The organism is Delftia sp. WSY_10 (assembly GCF_043104705.1).
Taxonomy (GTDB): Bacteria; Pseudomonadota; Gammaproteobacteria; order Burkholderiales; family Burkholderiaceae_C; genus Comamonas; species Comamonas tsuruhatensis.
In genome coordinates this window covers 120,327-137,991 of sequence record NZ_JBICKY010000021.1, presented here as the reverse complement: position 1 = coordinate 137,991, position 17,665 = coordinate 120,327, and the positions used below count along the sequence as shown (strand labels likewise).

14 protein-coding genes are annotated in these 17,665 nt (G+C 68.4%); 4 read left to right on the top strand and 10 right to left on the bottom strand.

The features are described from left to right. The first annotated feature begins 75 nt into the window (after positions 1 to 75). The 3 genes from ACF8ML_RS11715 (at position 76) to ACF8ML_RS11705 (ending at position 5,110) form a co-directional block, all read left to right on the top strand. Positions 76 to 2,547: a TonB-dependent siderophore receptor gene (locus ACF8ML_RS11715; RefSeq protein WP_392408049.1), complete on the top strand. Its 2,472-nt coding sequence runs from the start codon at positions 76 to 78 to the stop codon at positions 2,545 to 2,547. Between the two features lie 283 nt (positions 2,548 to 2,830). Further along, positions 2,831 to 4,372, top strand: coding sequence for a hypothetical protein (locus ACF8ML_RS11710; RefSeq protein WP_392408047.1), 1,542 nt, complete (start codon positions 2,831 to 2,833; stop codon positions 4,370 to 4,372). A gap of 117 nt (positions 4,373 to 4,489) precedes the next feature. Further along, positions 4,490 to 5,110, top strand: a complete 621-nt coding sequence (locus ACF8ML_RS11705; RefSeq protein ID WP_016449195.1) for a glutathione S-transferase family protein — start codon at positions 4,490 to 4,492, stop codon at positions 5,108 to 5,110. Positions 5,111 to 5,145: 35 nt separating this feature from the next. Here ACF8ML_RS11705 and ACF8ML_RS11700 read toward each other — a convergent pair whose 3' ends face one another. Both ACF8ML_RS11700 and ACF8ML_RS11695 read right to left on the bottom strand, forming a co-directional pair. Next, complete coding sequence (locus tag ACF8ML_RS11700; protein WP_047326786.1) at positions 5,146 to 5,481, bottom strand: type II toxin-antitoxin system YafQ family toxin; 336 nt, start codon at positions 5,479 to 5,481, stop codon at positions 5,146 to 5,148. Beyond that, positions 5,481 to 5,777: a type II toxin-antitoxin system RelB/DinJ family antitoxin gene (locus ACF8ML_RS11695; protein WP_043790100.1), complete on the bottom strand. Its 297-nt coding sequence runs from the start codon at positions 5,775 to 5,777 to the stop codon at positions 5,481 to 5,483. Before ACF8ML_RS11695 ends, ACF8ML_RS11700 begins: the two co-directional genes overlap by 1 nt. A 262-nt stretch (positions 5,778 to 6,039) precedes the next feature. On the opposite strand from ACF8ML_RS11695, the gene ACF8ML_RS11690 reads away from it, so the two are divergent. Further along, positions 6,040 to 6,294 carry a hypothetical protein gene (locus ACF8ML_RS11690; protein ID WP_016449192.1) on the top strand — a complete coding sequence of 85 codons (255 nt, stop codon included), beginning with the start codon at positions 6,040 to 6,042 and terminating at the stop codon, positions 6,292 to 6,294. Positions 6,295 to 6,327: 33 nt separating this feature from the next. Here ACF8ML_RS11690 and ACF8ML_RS11685 read toward each other — a convergent pair whose 3' ends face one another. The 8 genes from ACF8ML_RS11685 to ACF8ML_RS11650 all read right to left on the bottom strand — a co-directional run bounded on the left by ACF8ML_RS11685 (position 6,328) and on the right by ACF8ML_RS11650 (position 17,461). Beyond that, on the bottom strand, positions 6,328 to 7,134 hold the full coding sequence (locus ACF8ML_RS11685) for a hypothetical protein (RefSeq protein WP_016449191.1): 807 nt from the start codon (positions 7,132 to 7,134) through the stop codon (positions 6,328 to 6,330). 32 nt (positions 7,135 to 7,166) lie between these two features. Then, positions 7,167 to 7,799 carry a hypothetical protein gene (locus ACF8ML_RS11680; protein ID WP_016449190.1) on the bottom strand — a complete coding sequence of 211 codons (633 nt, stop codon included), beginning with the start codon at positions 7,797 to 7,799 and terminating at the stop codon, positions 7,167 to 7,169. A 318-nt stretch (positions 7,800 to 8,117) separates the two neighbouring features. Next, the gene (locus ACF8ML_RS11675; RefSeq protein WP_392408044.1) at positions 8,118 to 9,095 is read right to left on the bottom strand and encodes a DUF808 domain-containing protein; all 978 of its coding nucleotides are present in this window, start codon (positions 9,093 to 9,095) and stop codon (positions 8,118 to 8,120) included. 128 nt (positions 9,096 to 9,223) lie between these two features. Continuing rightward, positions 9,224 to 10,456: a VWA domain-containing protein gene (locus ACF8ML_RS11670; protein ID WP_392408043.1), complete on the bottom strand. Its 1,233-nt coding sequence runs from the start codon at positions 10,454 to 10,456 to the stop codon at positions 9,224 to 9,226. After that, positions 10,453 to 13,038: a DUF5682 family protein gene (locus ACF8ML_RS11665; protein ID WP_392408041.1), complete on the bottom strand. Its 2,586-nt coding sequence runs from the start codon at positions 13,036 to 13,038 to the stop codon at positions 10,453 to 10,455. The genes ACF8ML_RS11670 and ACF8ML_RS11665 overlap by 4 nt, the downstream gene beginning before the upstream one ends. Positions 13,039 to 13,100: 62 nt before the next feature. After that, positions 13,101 to 14,183 (bottom strand): AAA family ATPase, encoded by a 1,083-nt coding sequence (locus ACF8ML_RS11660; RefSeq protein ID WP_016449186.1) that lies wholly within the window; start codon positions 14,181 to 14,183, stop codon positions 13,101 to 13,103. A gap of 66 nt (positions 14,184 to 14,249) precedes the next feature. Then, on the bottom strand, positions 14,250 to 16,004 hold the full coding sequence (locus tag ACF8ML_RS11655; RefSeq protein ID WP_392408040.1) for a DUF5691 domain-containing protein: 1,755 nt from the start codon (positions 16,002 to 16,004) through the stop codon (positions 14,250 to 14,252). Beyond that, positions 16,001 to 17,461 carry an SWIM zinc finger family protein gene (locus tag ACF8ML_RS11650; RefSeq protein ID WP_343739495.1) on the bottom strand — a complete coding sequence of 487 codons (1,461 nt, stop codon included), beginning with the start codon at positions 17,459 to 17,461 and terminating at the stop codon, positions 16,001 to 16,003. Before ACF8ML_RS11650 ends, ACF8ML_RS11655 begins: the two co-directional genes overlap by 4 nt. Positions 17,462 to 17,665 lie beyond the last annotated feature (204 nt).

Below are 17,665 nucleotides of genomic sequence, written 5' to 3'. Positions count from 1 at the left end.
GGGTTTCACACCGCCCGTTCGGCATAGGAGCAAAGACATCGCTTTTTCCTTTGCCGCTTCTCAAGGACTGCCTCCATGCCCAGCCTGCCCAGCACCCGCCGCGCCGCCCATCCACCCTCGTGCACACGCCCCACGGCGCTGGCTGCACAGGCCTTGATGCTGGGCCTGTTGATCACGCTGGGCCTGCCCGTGACCGCCCTGGCCCAAAGCCCGAGCTCCGCCCCGGATGCCAGATCCATCCGGTTCGACCTGCCGGCCGGTGAACTGGAGACCAGCCTGCACAGCCTCGCGCGCCAGGCAGGCATCACCCTCTCGTTCGATCCAGCCCTGGTCCAGGGCCGACAGTCGGCGGCGCTGAGCGGTACGCGCGGCGTGCACGAAGGGCTTGCCGCCCTGCTCGCCCCGCACCAGCTGCAGGCCACGCGCACGGCCGAAGGCGGCTGGGCCGTGCACCGTGCGCGGCCCGGGGCCGCGGCCGAGCATGCGCTGCCCACCGTGAACGTGCTGGCCGATGCCGAGCATGAAAGCGCCTGGGGCGCCGTGCCCGGCTACGGGCCGCGCCGCAGCGCCTCGGCCATGAAGATGGATGTGCCGCTGCTGGAGACGCCGCAGCAGGTCAGCATCATCGGCGAGGCCCAGATCCGCGACCAGGCCATCTCCAGCGTGGCCGAAGCCGTGCGCTACAGCGCGGGCGTGCGCCCCATGGACTACGGCATCACCGATGACGACGTGGCCGTGCGCGGTTTCTATCTGACGGGCACGGGCCTGTACCGGGACGGCATGCGCATGGTCCACAACGGCTTCATGACCAACCTGGAGCCGTATGGACTGGAGCGGCTGGAAGTCGTGCACGGCCCGGCCTCGGTGCTGTACGGCCAGTCCGCGCCCGGCGGCCTGATCAATGCCGTCACCAAGCGCCCGCGCGCCGGCATGCAGCGCGAAGTGGGCGTGGAATTCGGCAGCCACGACCGGCGCCAGCTCACGGCCGACATCGGTGGCGCCATCAATGAACAGGGCACGGCGCTGGCACGGCTGACCGTGCTCAAGCGCGAATCGGGCACGCAGTGGAACGGCCTGCGCGCCGACCGCAGCTACATCGCCCCCTCCTTCACACTGCTGGGCGAGCGCACCAGCCTCACCCTGCTGGCGCAGTACCAGGAGGACGAAACCGGCTTCGTCATCCCCTACTACCGCCAGACGCCTGCGGGCTGGTCGGCCACGGACATCAACGTCAGCGGACCGGGATCTGGCCACCACAAGCGCAACGCCAGCGTGGGCTGGCTGCTGGAGCACCGGCTGAACGACCAGCTCACGCTGCGCAACAACCTGCGCTACCTGGACGGCCGCAACGACCGGCGCGAGATGCGCAACCGGGGCCTGACGGCCGACCAGCGCGGCATGGCACGCCTGGCCATGGTGCGGCCCGACGCCGAACAGACCTGGGTCATGGACACGCAGATCGAAGGCCGCCACCGGACGGGTGCCGTCTCGCACCAGTGGGCCGTGGGCTTCGACTACTACCGCTCCAGGCTCGACTGGCGCATCTACTCGCTCAACGGCGCCGTGGCGCCGCTGGACCTGGTCAACCCCATCCACATCGCGCCGAACTGGGATGACAACTACCTCAGCGACCGCGCGCTGGCACGCACGCACCAGGCGGGTCTGTACGTGCAGGACCAGATCAAGTTCGGCGAGCGCTGGGTGCTCAGCGCCGGCCTGCGCCGCGACAGCGCACGCATAGACACCGACTACGACGCGCGCGCCGCAGCCACCGCGCCCTTCGCCATCACCACCGTGCGCCGCACCGACAGCGCCGTCACCGGGCGGCTGGGCCTGATCTACCTGGCGCCCAGCGGCCTGGCGCCCTATGTGTCCTTCAACAACTCCTTCCAGCCGCCGCTGACCACGGTCACGGCCACCGACGCCAACGGCAGGCCCTACGAGCCCGAGACCGCGCGCCAGTTCGAGGCCGGCCTGCGCTACGCGCCGCCGTCGGCCGGCTACACACTCAGCGCCGCAGTGTTCGACCTGCGCAAGCGCAATGTGCGCACGCCATCCACACTCAACCCGCGCTTCGACGTGCAGACCGGCGAAGTGCGCAACCGGGGGCTGGAGCTGCAGGCCCAGGGCGAGATCGGCGGCGGCTTCTCGGCCATTGCGGCCTATACCTACCTCGACTCCAGGGTCACGCGCAGCAACAACGCCATCGAGATCGGCGCGCGCCCCGGCGCCACGCCGCGCCATGCCGCATCGCTGTGGGGCAAGTACCAGCGCGGCGCCCTGGAGCTGGGCCTGGGCCTGCGCGACATCAGCGCCACGCCTGGCGAGCTGCCCATGGACGGCGTGAAGACCCCCATGAACGACGCCTACACGCTGTGGGACGCCATGGCCGCCTACACCACCGGCCCGTGGCGCTTCTCGGTCAACCTAAGCAACCTCACCGACAGCCAGTACCGCACGCAATGCAACACCTTCCGTGGCGGCGCGCAATTCTGCGCGCTGGGCTTCGGGCGCGAGGTGCGTTTGGCGGCGGCCTATCGGTTCTGAGTGCCGCCATTGCTGCCCGCCAGGGGGAGCAATGCAGGCCCCCGCTCTTGGAACAACGCCCGGCGGAGAGCAACAGACAGCCCACTCGGCATGCATCTGCAGCACGCTCGGTGCAGCCTGCATCCAGCACAGCACAGCGCATCGCGGACCTGCTCGTCTGGATCGGATGGCGTTGCACCGCCGCAGCTGCATTGGTTCAGCCGCGCACCACGCCATCGACTTGACATTTCGCCCAGTCCACACCGCGCTCTGCTGGCGACAATCAGGTCTTTGAAAGGCGCGCATGCACTACGGCAAATCCCAGGCCATTGGAGACAAGAGCATCTTCATCATCGACACCGCCATGAGCGTGGTCGATGGCCGGCTCTACTACGAGTACTGCAACAAGGGGGACAGCACAACGTCCTTTCTGCGCGCCGTTGATGTGGCCACCGGCAACGTGCTCTGGGACCACCGCATGCGCGAGAGCGAGGGCATGTCGTGGTTCGTGGACGAGCGGCATCTGATGCTCTGCGACCAGGTGCTTGATGCCCGCACCGGCGAATGCCTGTTCGACTTCCATGCCGTGCCGGGCATGCAGGCCAGGCATTGGCCCGTTCCCGTGGAGCTGGACGCGCATCGCTGGCTCGTCGCGATGGAGGAGAGCAGTCCCGAGGGCCGCTATCTGCTGCTGGACCGTCGCACCTGGCAGGGCAGCACGCTGGCGCTGGGCCTGCAGGGTGCGTTTGTGCTGGAGGGGGCGGTCTACGGCTGGATCGTCCACCCTGAGCGCTCGGAGCTGCGGCGCTGGCATGAAACCGACGGGCACACCGAGCATGTGCTGTGGGTGGACAGTGCCCGCGACCTGTACTCGCCCGCCATTGCAGGCGCGTGGGCCGTGTTCGGCCCCGGCAGCAGAGACCACGTGGACATTGATGCACCCTGGCTTCGCATCCATCCTTGCAGCGGCGAAGTCCTGGCCATCACACCTCCCGTTCAACCTGACGATGAGCGCCGGCATGTGCATGCCCAGCGGGCAGCGCATCGTGACGGCGTGGTCTATTTCTGCTTTGCACGCCAGGGCATGTATGGCTATGACATTCGCAGCAACCGTTTCGGACCGTGCCTGTCGCCTACCCATGTCAGCGCGCCGCAATGCCATGCCGGCGTCCTTTATGGAATACAGGACAGGCACGAGGACGGCATGGAGCGGGCCTATCTTGTCGCCGTGGACCCGGACACCGGCGCCCCGCTTTGGGAAACCCCGTGCAGCAGCCGCAACTACAGGCATCTGAGCGTGAGCGAATGCGGTGTCTTTCTAGGCATTGCGGGCGGCAAAATCCAGCACCTTCCGCCAGCGGGCCGCAGGCGCAGCACCCCAACGGCAGAGCCTGCCAAACGCGCCAAACGCGCCAAACGCGCCGAAAGCGCCAAAAGCGCCAAGGCCGCCACCCGGCCAGTACGCACCGTGCCGCCCGAGTCTCCCTATGCACACATGCTGGACGACATGCCCACGCTGCTCGATGCCCTGCAGGCGCGCGCCTGCGCGCAGAGCCCGAATAGCACCCTCACGGCCGTGGCCGTCTCCAAGCCCTGGGCCATGGTGGCCTGCATCGAATATGGCGAGGACCCCGACTTCCCCCATCTGCGTCTGCTGGATCTGCAAACCGATGCCTGGATCGCGCTCGACTGCAACGACCTGATCGACGCACCCATGATTGAAGGCATCACGTTCGTGGATGGCCAGGACGGGAAGCTGGACCTGCTACTGCATGACGGCGGCCGCCACACCATCCACATTGACCTGCCCGCACGCACCGTGCGCTGGAATGCCGAGCAGGCATAGGACAAGACAACGATGCCGCTTGCACGACCGTGCAATCCGCACTAAGTTGGAGGGCCGGTCCGGCCATCGGCGCCGACGGCAGAATCTGCCCGTATCCCACCCCTACCCGTCTCTTTCATGACCACCCTCAAGCTCTACTACGCTCCCGGCACCTGCGCCCTGGCCGCCCGCATCGCCCTGATCGAGGCCAATGCGCCCCATGAAGTCGTCAAGCTCGATTTCTCCAAGGGCGAGCAGCGCAGCCCCGAATACCTGGCCATCAATCCCAAGGGCCGCGTGCCCGCCCTGGTGACCGAGCGCGGCGTGCTCACCGAAACGCCGGCCCTGCTCGCCTATATTGCCCGGCGCTTTCCCGAAGCCCGGCTTGCCCCGCTGGACGATGCCTATGCCTTCGCCCACATGCAGGAGTTCCACGGCTACCTGTCCTCCACCGTGCACGTGGCCCACGCCCACGGCCGGCGCGCAGGCCGCTGGGCCGATGACGAAGCGGCCATTGCCTCCATGCAGCGCAAGGTGGCAGCCAACATGGCCGAATGCTTTGGCGTGATAGAGCGCCATTACCTGGGCGACGCGCCCTGGGTGCTGGGCTCCGACTATTCCGTGGCCGACGCCTATCTGTTCACCATTGCCGGCTGGCTGGAGGGCGACGGCGTGGACATCGCCGGCTTCCCCAAGGTGCAGGCGCACTTCAAGCGCATGGGCGAGCGCGCTGCCGTGCGCGGGGCGCTGGGGAGCTGAGGGGGGAGGCTGCCCGCGGCCTGCGATGGCCGCGCTCAGCCAAACAGATCGCTGTGGGTTCCAAGGCGCTTGAAGATAACGATCTCCATGTCCTTGGCTTCGGGATGCGGATCAATGCGGTAGATCAGCAGGAAGTCGCCCCCCAGATGAATATCCCGATCGCCCGCGTCCCATTCATCGTCGGCGATCAAGGCGTGATCGCTCCACTGCGCCGACAGCACCTGCTGCGCCGTGTGGGCGATGAGCAGGCCGCCGACCTGGTTCACCAGCGCCATGTCGTAGCGGCCTGATGCCGCCATGCGCTGGTAGTCCTTCTTGAAGGTCTTGGTGTACGCGATGGTGCGCAGCCTGTAGCCCTTCTTGCCGGCCATCAGGCTTCATCCCTTTCCATGGCCTGCAGCATGGCTTCAACAGAGGCATGTCCAGGTTCACCGCCTCTGGCGATTTCTCTCGCCTCCAAAGTGGCCTGCCGGTTTGTCTCGCGACGCAGCCGCATCGCCTGCACCTGCTCCGCAGTCAGCCGCAGGTCAAAGGGAATGCCGTTGTGCAGCACAACGCCCTGCAGAAACATGCGCACGGCGGCGTTCACGTCCATGCCCAGCGTAGAAAGTATGTCGGCAGCGCTGTCGTAGATCTTGTCATCTACGGTAGTACGGATGATGGTCATTTTTTGCTCCTTTGATGTCACTTGACGACATATTTTAGGCAATCTCAAATCAACTGTTGCTGCAACCTTCCACACGCATTCACTTGCAAAAACAAAAAAACAGACAGCCATTCGTAAATTTCCCTTGGCAGTCCACCAAGCCCCGGGCCTCTACCGCCGCCCCCAAGCCTTGCCTACAGTCGCCAGGACAGGCAGGGGCGTTGCACAAGGCGGCGCCTTTTCGCCATTCCAGAAACGACGGATTCAGACGACAGGGTGGAGCATGCAGAGACAAGCCAGGGTGATTGCCATCAACAACCAGACGGGGCTCATCGGCCTGCAGCCGGAGGGAGAGGACAGCTGCGTGCTGGTGCAGCAGCTCGACACCCGCCCCGTGAATACGGGCCAGATGCTGTCAGGGGAGATGGACAGCGTGGGCATGGAGACGTTTGTGAACGCGCAGACGCAGGACCGCATCGAGGTCTTTGTCGAGGCCTACGGGCTTTCTGCGGAGGCCGTGGAGCTGGCGATGCGCTGAGTGGGCCGGCCAGCGAAGGTGCGGGTGCCGGTCTCAAGGCCGCGCCCACTGCGCCAGCGTGTGCCGCGCCAGCGCCTCGACATCCAGCGGAGACCGGGGGTCCACCGCCAGCTCTCCCAGCATCACCATGGCCTCGGGAATCTGGTTGCGCTCGCGCAGCAGCAGGGCCTTGTTCAGCAGCAGAAAGCCGCGGGTCTGGGCATCGGGGCCGGCCTTCAGGCCGCTGTCCAGCAGGGCAAGGCATTGGTCGGGGTCGTCCTCCATCAGGGCGGCTGTCTTCCAGGCGGGGGCGAAGCCAGGGGTTTCGCGGGTCATGGCCAGGGCGGCCTGGCGCACCTTGCTCCTGTCGGTCTCCCACTCCAGGGCGAGGTAGCGCAGATAGGTGCCTTGCGGGAGCTTGCCATCGCGCTCCATGCGCAGGCTGTGCACGGCCGTCTTGGCCGTGAAGAAACCCCTGGGAGCCATTGCATCCACGCGCCGGTAGTGGCGATAGGCCGCATCGAAGTCCTTTTGCAGGAGGTAGGTGAATGCGGCGTCGTAGACGGGATAAGGCCAGTCCGGCGCCAGCTTCGAGGCGGTCTCGAAATGCGCCAGCGCAGCCCGGTTGTCACCGCGCTGCCCTGCGGCGCGGCCCAGGGCATGGGCATCGCGCGCCGCCTGGCTGACGGGTGTGGCGCGGGGCAGTTCCCAGCTGAAACGGCCATCGGCCTTGTCCAGGTCGCTGCGCTTGAGCACGCGGCCGGCACTGTCCTTGAAGACGATGTCGTCGGCTGCCATGGCGGGCGCTGGCGCCAGCAGCTGCAGTGCCAGGGCCATGGCGGCAAGCAAGGGGAGCTTCATGGTGTGCTGAGCTTGGTTCGGGAAAGCCGATATTAGGGCGCAGACGCAGACGCAGGAGCGGAGCCGGCAGAAGGGGATTCGCCTGCAGGCCTGCCAGTTGAGGGGGCCGTGGCGGCGGCACGCCTTCCCCTGCCCCTGGCGCGCGGGCGGGCAAGGTGATTCATTTGCCACTCCAGCGATTCGGTATCGAAGTCGAAGGCATCCAGCAGGGCAATGGCTTTCCTGGCCTCCCTGAAGTCCACTTCCGTGACGGGCGGACTGTGCCGCAGCGACAGATCGTGCTTGAGCAGCCATTGCTGCAGATCGGCCAGCGCGACGATGGAGATGCCCTGGTTGATGAGCTGTGACGCGGTGACTTGCGCCAGCATGGCCGGCGTCAGTTGCCTGCAGGAGCGCAGGCCCAGGACCTGCCTGAGCTTGGCCACCAGGGGAGTGCGCAGCTCGAACTGGGGCAGGCTCTCGAAATGGGCCAGGGATTCGAGGTACAGGTCCGGCTCCGCATGTATGGCGTCCAGGTCGTTGGGCAGATTCAGCAGTTCGCAGATGCGATTGAGGGCGGTGCGTGCGCGTTCGGTGCCGAGTTTCTCGGCCTTGCCCGCTTGCGCGACCGAGCAGCCGGCGATGACGGAGCGCAGCACATTGGCCTTGGTGAGATTGGAAATCATGGAATCCCCCTGATGAAAATCCAGGGACCCGCGCGGAATCAGCTTCAGCCGCCCGGTCCCGACAATGGCTCTGGCGCGGCGATGGGCCGTTCACGGAACCTCGGAGGCCGGCAGGCGCAAGTGCATTGCGCCGCCGCCAAGGGACAGGAGGACGCCAGGCCTTGCAGAGTTCCAGGGGAAATGCACGTGCTTGCGCCCACAGTCAAATGCAATGCGCTGAGGTGCAAATTCCATGCAGATTCCATCGAAAAGGGGGCCTGACGGCCCCCCTGGTGTGCTCTGCCGGCTGCAGCCCCGGCAGGCCTTGCTTGCGGCGACTCAGCGGCGGCGCAGGCGCTTGATGCCTTCGACAGCCGCCAGCACGATGGCGCCGGCCACGATGCCGGCCACCGCGTTGAGCACATTCACCGCCAGCACGCGCCACAGGCCGCCCAGCGCGCCCTGGGCCACGGCATCGCCCAGGCCCTCCACGGCGTGGTGCAGCGCAGGCACGCCGTGTACGAGGATGCCGCCACCCACCAGGAACATGGCGGCCGTGCCCGCAACGGACAGCCCCTTCATCAGCCAGGGCGCGGCGGCGACGATGCCCCGGCCCAGCGCGCGGGCCGCAGCGCTGGCACGCTGGCCCAGCCACAGTCCCAGGTCATCGAGCTTGACGATGCCGGCCACCAGGCCATAGACGCCCACGGTCATGATGAGGGCAATGCCCGCCAGCACGGCCACCTGCTGCCCGAACGGCGCCGAGGCCACGGTGCCCAGCGTGATGGCGATGATCTCGGCCGAGAGGATGAAGTCGGTGCGCACGGCGCCCTTGATCTTGTCCTTTTCCATGGCGACGAGATCGACGCCCGCATCGGCATTGGCCTGGGTGAGGCGCTCGCGCTCCACGGCATCTTCCTCGGGCGAATGCAGGAATTTGTGGGCCAGCTTCTCGCAACCCTCAAAGCACAGAAAGGCGCCGCCGACCATGAGCAGCGGCGTGACAGCCCAGGGAATGAAGGCGCTGATCAGCAGCGCCGCAGGCACCAGGATGGCCTTGTTGATCAGCGAGCCCTTGGCCACGGCCCAGACCACGGGAATCTCGCGCTCGGCACGCACGCCCGTGACCTGCTGGGCGTTGAGGGCCAGGTCATCGCCCAGCACGCCGGCCGTCTTCTGTGCAGCCACCTTGGTCATGACGGACACATCGTCGGCCATGGCCACGCTCTTGCGTGCCGCCACCTTGGTCATGAGGGCCACGTCGTCCAGGATCGCTGCAATATCGTCCAGCAGCATCAGCAAACCAGCACCAGCCATCGCATTACTCCAGTGAATTGTTCGGGGAACTTCTTTTTGCCTGGGCGCCATCATGGGGCCTGGGCATGTCCTGCCCATGTAGGAGATGCCCGGCGGCCAGCCCGGTCACGGGGCCGACCGGCCGTGCCTCACTTGCTGGTCTTGAAGCCCTGCCCTGCCGCCCAGGCCGCCACGTCGTCGCGGCGGATGGCGGCGGCCATGAGCTGCGGGAAGGCATCCGGCGTGCAGGCGAACGAGGGCACGCCCAGCGCGGCCAGCTTGGCGGCCAGTTGCGCATCGTAGGCAGGGGCGCCTTCGTCGCTGAGTGCCAGCAGGGTGATGAACTGCACGCCCGACTCCACCAGTTCGGAGGCGCGGCGCAGCAGGCCGCTTTCCACACCGCCTTCATAGAGGTCGGAGATGAGCACGACGATGGCGTTGCGCGGCTCGCTGATCAGGCCCTGGCAGTAGCCCACGGCACGGTTGATGTCGGTGCCGCCGCCCAACTGCACGCCAAAGAGCACGTCCACCGGGTCGGAGAGCTTGTCGGTCAGGTCCACCACCGCCGTGTCGAAGACCACCAGCTTGGTACTGACGGCCGGCAGGCTGGCCATGACGGCACCGAAGATGCTGGAGTAGACGACGGAGTTGGCCATGGAGCCGCTCTGGTCTATGCACAGGATGACTTCGCGCTGCGGGCGGCGCACCTTGCGGCCGTAGCCGACCAGGGTCTCGGGCACGATGGTGCGGTAGTCGGGCTGCCAGTGGCGCAGGTTGGCGCGGATGGTGCGGTTCCAGTCGATCTCGGAATGGCGCGGACGGCGGTTGCGCTGGCTGCGGTCCAGCGCGCCCGAGACGGCGCTGCGCATGGGCTCTTCCAGGCGGCGCATGAGGTCGTCCACCACCTTGCGCACGACGATGCGCGCGGTCTCCTTGGTGTTCTGCGGGATGACGGAGCCCAGGGAGATGAGGTCGGCCACCATGTGCACGTCGGGCTGCACATGCTCCAGCATTTCGGGCTGGAGCATGAGTTCGCGCAGGTTCAGGCGCTCCATGGCGTCGCGCTGCATGACCTGCACGACCTGGCTGGGAAAGTACTTGCGGATGTCGCCCAGCCAGCGCGCCACGCTGGGCGAGGAATTGCCCCGGCCGCCCCGGCGCGAGAGGCTGCCGTCCTTGTTGTCTTCTTCGTAGAGCGCGGCCAGGGCCTTGTCCATCTCATCGAGGGAGCCGCCCTTGGCGCCCAGCCCGCCGCAGCTGCCCTCGGCCGGCTGGCCCAGCACCAGGCGCCAGCGCTGCAGCCGGTTGGTGGGCTGGACGGCGGGGTCCTGCGGATCGGCGTCGGCAAGGGATGCATCGTTCACGGTGGCAGCGGTGTTCATGGCTGGGCCTCCTGCGGGCTGGACAGCAGTTGCGCGGGCAGGTTCAGGCCCAGCAGTTGATCGAGTACGGGAAGGGCAAGCACGGCGCGCGCCTCGTTCCAGGCGCCGTCGTCACCGCCGCCTGCCGCGCCTGCGGCACCTGCGGATGCAGCCGCCACGACGGCCGCACTGCCCTGCCCTCGCCGGGCCTTTTCGCCCAGGCTCTGGCGGTCATGGTTGGAGAAGGCCGAGAAGCTGCGGCGCACCAGCGGCAGGATCTGGGTGAACTGGGTCTCGCCCAGCTGGGCCAGCCAGGCATCGACGGCGCCCCAGATGGCGTCGTCGTGCAGCAGCACCAGGGCCTGGCGGTTGAGAAAGCCGTCCAGCCAGGCGGCAGCGTCCAGCGGCGGCACGCCCAGCGAGAGATTGCGGCCCAGTTGCGTGGCCACGGCCTCGCTGTCCAGGCGGTGGGCATCCAGCAGCAGGCGGCAGGACGTGCCGCGCAGCAGGGCAGCGCCGGCGTCGCCCAGGGCAATGCTGCGCAGGGCGCCGAACCAGACCTCGCGCGGCTCCTCGGCATCGCGCAGGCGCAGGGCTTCATGGGCCTGCAGCACCGTGGCCTGCATGTGCCTTGCGGCGTCTTCATCCAGCGCCATGCAGGCCAGGGGCAGGCCGATGGCGGCACGCAGCGCCATGCTGTCGATCACCGTGGCCAGCGCCTGGGTGTCGGTCTGGCGCACGCTGCCGTAGCGCAGCACATTGGCCAGCGGCGGCAGCGCCTGCATGAGCTGGGAAACGTCGCCGGTGCTGGCAGAGCGGTCTGCCAGGTCGTGCATGAGGGCATCGACCAGGTGCGGCAGGTCGGCCAGCAGGGCGTCGTCGATGGTCCTGGCCAGCTCGGGCAGCGGTGTCTCGGGCGTCAGCGCCTGGCGCACCTTGGCGGCTGCAGCCTGCACCAGGGTGCCGCCGTAGCGGCTGGCCTCGATGACGCGCACGGCCAGCTCGGGCTCCCACTGCAGCTGCCAGCTTTCGCGGAAGGTGCCCCGGTTGCGCTGCTGGTCGGTGGTGACGCTGCCCCACTCTATGCCCAGCAGGCGCAGCCGGTGCAGGAAGTGGCTGCGGTCGCGGTCCGTGTCCTTGCGCAGGTCCAGGGCCAGGACCTTGGCGGCCGCCTCGGGCTTGAGGCGCAGGCTTTTTTGCTGCTGCTCGATGTCGCGCTGCAGCGGCACCTGGGGCACGTCGGCGGGCACGCCGCCGATGCGGTCGCCCACGCTGAGTTCGCGCTCGATCAGGCGCAGCGGAGCGCGCTCGCCCATGCTGATGACGGTGACGATGGCCTCGTCCAGCTCGGGCAGGCCCGGGCTGGCGTGGCCGCGCAGGGCGGCCAGGCTTTCGGCCAGGCGCGTGGCCTCGATGATGTGGGCGCTGGAGCAGTCCAGGTCCTTGGAACGCAGCAGATGGGCCACGCGCGCCAGCCAGCCGACGGTGCGCCGGGTGCTGGCGCGTGCCGGGTCGGCAGCAGGTGCGGACTGGAGCAAGGACTCGGGCGCAGGCTCGGAGCAGCGCCACAGGTGTTCATACCAGCCCGGCGAATCCACGCCCGCTCCATAGCCGCTGGACGAGCACAGGTTGCGGTAGGTCCAGGGCGCCCAGGTGGCCTGGACCTTGGCCTTGGGCAGGCCCTTGAGCGTGGCGGCATCGGCCTTGGCGGTGACCTGGGCCTGCAGGGCCGGCACATGCCATGCGCCGCAGACCACGGCAATGCGCTGGTGGCCGGCCTTGACGGCCTCGCGCATGCACTGGCGCATCCAGGCTTCGCGCAGCGCCTCGCGCCGGGCGTGGCGTTCTCCGCGCACTTCGTTGGGCAGCTCGGCGCGCACCACGGCCATGGCTTCGGCAATGCCCTCGAACAGGGTGGCGCCGTCGCCGCGCTCCTCGACCATGCGGTTCCACCAGCTTTCGCCGTCGGGGTAGCCTGCGGCCTCGGCCAGCAGGTCCAGCGGATCGCGCCAGTCCCGCCTGCCGGGGTCCGAGGGATCGACGGCGAGGTCGGCAGCCGGCACGGACTGCGTGGTGTCGTCGCGGTCCAGGGCCTCGGCGGCATTGCTCTGGAGCTGGCCGCCGTCTGCCGCAGCGACGCCGGAATCGGAGCCGGTGTCGGCATCTGCATCCTGGCCTTCATCGCCCGCATCCTCGCCCGCATCCTCGCCTGCATCACCTGCATCTGCTGCCGCCGCCTCGGCCCGGCGCCGCTCCTGCTCGGCCATGTCCAGCGCCATGCGGTGGGTCTGGGGCAGGTCGATGAAGCGCGTGGCCACGCCCTGGCGCGCCGCCCATTGCAGGGCCTGCCATTCGGGCGAGAACTCGGCGTAGGGATAGAAGGCGGCATGGGCCGGGCTGTCCTGCACATAGACCAGCATGGCCACGGGCGGCTGCAGGTCGGCATGCTGCAGCATGGGCAGCAGGGACTCGCCCTCGGGCGGGCCTTCGACCAGCAGGCAGTCGGGCTGCAGCTGCTCCAGGGCCTGCAGCAGGCTGCGCGCGCAGCCCGGGCCATGGTGGCGGATGCCGAAGAAATGAAGCGGATTGGCAGAGGTGGCCATACGGGAAGTGCGCAGGAGATGCGCAGAAGATGCGGTCGGTCAGCGGTGCGGGAGTGCGGGCTTCAGAGCTGTTCGCGGCAGGCGCGGTACAGGTCCTTCCAGTCGCTGCGCTCCTTGACCACGGTCTCCAGGTATTCCTTCCAGACCACGCTGTCCTGCACCGGGTCCTTGATCACGGCGCCCAGCAGGCCCGAGGCCACATCGCCCGCGCGCAGCACGCCGTCGCCGAAATGCCCGGCCAGCGCCATGCCGCTGTTGATGACCGAGATGGCCTCGGCCGTGGACAGCGTGCTGCTGGGCGACTTCACGCGCACGGTCTTGCCGTCCTCGGTCTGGCCGTTGCGCAGCTCGCGGAAGATCTGCACCACCCGGCGCACTTCCTGCAGGGCCGGCGGCTCGGCGGGCAGGGCCAGGGCGCGGCCCTGCTCGGCCACGCGCTTGGTGACGATCTGCACTTCCTCGTCCTGCGATGCCGGCACGGGCAGGACCACGGTGTTGAAGCGGCGCTTGAGCGCGCTGGACAGCTCGTTCACGCCCTTGTCGCGGTTGTTGGCCGTGGCGATGACCGAGAAGCCCTGCACGGCCTGCACCTCGGTGCCCAGCTCGGGCACGGGCAGTGTCTTTTCGGACAGCACGGTGATCAGCGTGTCCTGCACGTCGGCCGGGATGCGGGTCAGCTCTTCGATGCGGGCGATCTTGCCCAGCTTCATGGCGTTGACCAGGGGGCTGGGAATCAGCGCCTTCTCGGACGGGCCGTGGGCCAGCAGCTGCGCGTAGTTCCAGCCGTAGCGCAGCTGCTCCTCGCTGGTGCCGGCCGTGCCCTGCACCAGCATGGTGGAGTCGCCGCTGACGGCGGCCGACAGGTGCTCGGACACCCAGGACTTGGCCGTGCCGGGCACGCCGTACAGCAGCAGGGCGCGGTCGGTGGCCAGGGTGGAGACGGCGATTTCCATCAGGCGCGGATTGCCGATGTACTTGGGGCTGACCTCGAAGCCGTTGCCGAGCTTGCCGCCCATCAGGTACTGGAGCACGGCCCAGGGCGACAGCTTCCAGTTGGGCGGACGCGGACGGTCGTCCACCTTGCGCAGGGCTTCGAGTTCTTCGGCGAATTGCTGTTCGGCATGCTGGCGCAGGACTTGGCTCATGGTGTGCTTCCGGAAAGGGATGGGGATGGGATTCGGTAGGGGGTGGGTGGCAAAGCGGGCCCGGCCTCAGGCCTGGCCGCGCAGTGCGATGAAGGCCTGGTGCAGGCCCAGGCGCAGCTCGACGATGCGCTCCAGGTGGCCGCGCATGCGCTCCTCGTCCCAGGGCCGCGCGCGGCTGCGTTCGAGGCGCGCCTGCTGCTGGGGCGTGAGGGCAATGGCCGGGGCGGCTGTTGCTGCAGATGCCGAAGCGGCTGCGGTCTCTGCAACAGGCTCGGCCGGGGGCTCCGGCGCGGGCTCGACCTGTGCATCCAGCACCGAGGGCTTGCGCCACAGCTCGGCAAAGCGCTCCAGCGCGGTCACGTCCAGCATGCGCGCGCAGGACAGCAGGGCCTGGTCGGCGCGGTAGCTGTGCCAGTTGCCCGTGATCTGCTTGCCGCCCACGGCCACATGCAGTGCCTCGGTCAGCCGCACCGACAGCGCGGGCGAGAGCAGTTCGGCACCGCCCAGCGACTGGGACATGCCCTCGATGGCGTCGATGAGCTTGTGCCTGTCGCGCTCGAACTGGGCAATCCAGCGGGACTCGCGTTCTTCGGGGGACAGCCGGGCCATGAGGGCGGGCAGCAGCGCATCGTGGCGCATGTCGCGGCCCAGGGCCTGGGCGGCATCGATCCATTCCACGTCCAGCTGGTACTGCAAGGCCCGCACCCAGCCCTGGCGCAGCGAGGATTTCCAGTCGCTGCGCCGGCTCCACTCCATCACTTCCAGGGGCGTCAGGCCCAGGGCCCGGGTCCAGAAGGACACCGGGGTGAGCTGCACCATCTGCTCCAGCAGCCAGGCCTTCTTGCCGCCACGGAAGTAGGCATCGGGCTTGAGCGTGATGCCGTCGCGCTCCCATTCCTTGAGGCCTTCCTCGGGAGGCTCCACAATCCACTGGCCCTTGTCGTCCTGCTGAAGCATGGACTGCATCCAGCCCATGACGCGCTGGCTGTGCGCGCTGTCCGGCAGGCACGAGAGCATTTGCGCGGCGTTCTCGCGGATTTCCTTGCTGCGGTCGGACAGCAGTTTTTCGAGCAGCGGCTCGTCGTCCATGCCCAGCCCCACGGTCAGTGCCTGGACCATGGGCAGGCGCTCCTTGGCGCCCAGCTCCTTCAGGCTGCCTTCCAGCCGCGCACGGGCCTGGGCGGCATCGGCCGCGCGCTCGCTGCGCAGCAGGGCCACGCGCTGCTCGACCGAGCCCTCCTGCCAGACCAGTTCGGGGTCGGCGGTTTCCTCCACGCCGCTGGCATAGCTCCATTGCGGATTGAGCGCGCCCAGCCAGCGCCCGCGCTCGCCCAGCACCGGGGCCAGCCACTGGCGCAGCTCCACGGACTGGCGGCCCTGCTCCAGCGCAGGCACCAGCAGGTCATGGGGCAGGCGCTGGCCCGCCTGGTCCAGGGTGCGCAGCATCGAGGCCTGCAGCTCGAACGGCCCGTCCTTGAGCACGTCGCCCATCAAGGTCTGCAGGCGAGCATCGGCAGGCGCGGGGCGCGATTCTGCAGGCGCCGCGGCCGGCACGGCCAGCGGTGCCGGCAGGCGCACCTGCGCGCCGGGCTGCCAGCCTGCGCGCTCGAACACGGCCGCCACGGCGCTGGCGCGCAGCAGTTGCTGGGCGGGCGAGTCGCCGGGCAGGTCCGCCCGGGGCAGCAGCGCGGCCTGCACGGCCTGCTGCGACCACGGGGCAGACGGATCAACGCCCGAAGCCAGCGCAGGCGGCACGGCCAGCCGGTCCGAGCCGACCATGGCCGATTGCTGCAGCGCAGTCCAAAGTTGTGTGTTGCTCATACCGGTTCACCCTGGTTCTGCCAGATACATTGCCGGGCGCTTTCGCCCTCGCGGGCCTGCCAGGCGCTCAGCAGGCGCCAGCGGCCCACGGCCGGGCCGGGCTCCCATTCGCCAAACAGCTGCATGGGCGCGCCGCCGCTGAGCGCCAGCAGGCGCCAGGCTTCGGCATCGTCAATGGCCACGGGAACGGGTTGCACAGGCGCGGCAGTGCCGTCAGCAGACACGCCGGGCGCAGCCGCCGATGCGCCCGGCGCATCGGGCCAGGCCGCAAACCATTGGCCCTGGGCAGGCACCAGGCGCAACCCGTCCTGGCACAACGGCTGCGTGGCCTGCAGCGGGTTGGCGGCAATGCGCCGGCCCATCTGCTGCAGGACGTCGCCCACGGCCGAGGTGTCCAGCGGGCTGGCGCCCTCGGCAGGCAGCGCAGGCCCGTTGCCGTTGGCGGCAATGGCGCGCAGCGGCGCATGGCCCGGGTAGAAATTCAGCGCGCATCCGTAGCGATGGCCAGGCACCCAGGCCGATTCGAAGCCGCGCCCGCCCTGCGCATAGTCCAGCACCAGGGCCATGCGGCCCGTGCGCTGCCCGTGCAGCCAGACGCGGCGCTCCATGAGCCGGCCTTCGCGCTCGATCATGCGCAGGCCGGCCACCAGCCATTCGTCCTCGACCAGCTGGCCCCTGGCCTGCACTTCGGCCTTGTCCATGGGCCAGCCCAGCGCGGCCATCACGTCGGCCTTGACCTCGGGGCTCAGCGATTCACGGCGGCGCACGGCGTCGATGATCAGCTGCCAGTGGCCCAGCTGCACCAGCATGTCGCGCGGCCAGTCGCGGTGGCTGTCCACCAGATCCCGGCAGTCCTTGATGCGTGCCGCCATGCCCGTGGCCTGCGCATCAACCATGCGCGCGGCCATGGTGTTCCAGCGCTGGCGCATCTGGGAGTCGCCGGCCTGGTTGGCCAGGCCCGCGCGCACCATGTCCTGCATCCACAGCGACAGTTCCTGCAGGCCCGCCTCGACCTTGTCCCAGCGCTTGTCTTCGCGCCTGGCCTGCTGCCTGGCCGCAACCTCGGGATCGGGTGGCGGCTCGGCCGCCGCGGCGGCAGCCTTGGCCTCCTTCTTCTCGGCCTTTTCCTGGCGGCTGTCCAGCCAGCTCTGCACCCAGGCCGGTGGATCGCCGCCCTCGGTGACCTGGCCGCCCGCGCGCATCAGCATCAGCGCCAGCCCATGCTTGCAGGGGAACTTGCGGCTGGGGCAAGAGCATTTGAAGGAGGGGCCCGACAGGTCCACCTGGGTCTGGTAGGGCTTGCTGCCGCTGCCCTGGCACTCGCCCCACACCGCCACATCGTTGGCACCCATGGTGGGCCATTTGGCGGGCGATTGCAGCCCCTTGGCGGCCTTGCTGGAGGAAGCGTCCGGCGATAGCGCCAGCACTTCGCTCTCTGTTCCTAATACACGCGACACCGAAGCTCCCTCTCCAAGTGTTTGTCATCGCCAGGCGCATTGAATGAAGAAACGACCGCGCCCGGCAAGCCCGAAAGCCTATCAGCAATAGTTATCGGCAATTTGAAACAAATCACAACAACGTCAAACCTCTCTCCCATGAACCGGGAACCCCATGGCGCGCAGCCAGCTGCGCTATATCAGCGCATGCATTGATGGCACCAA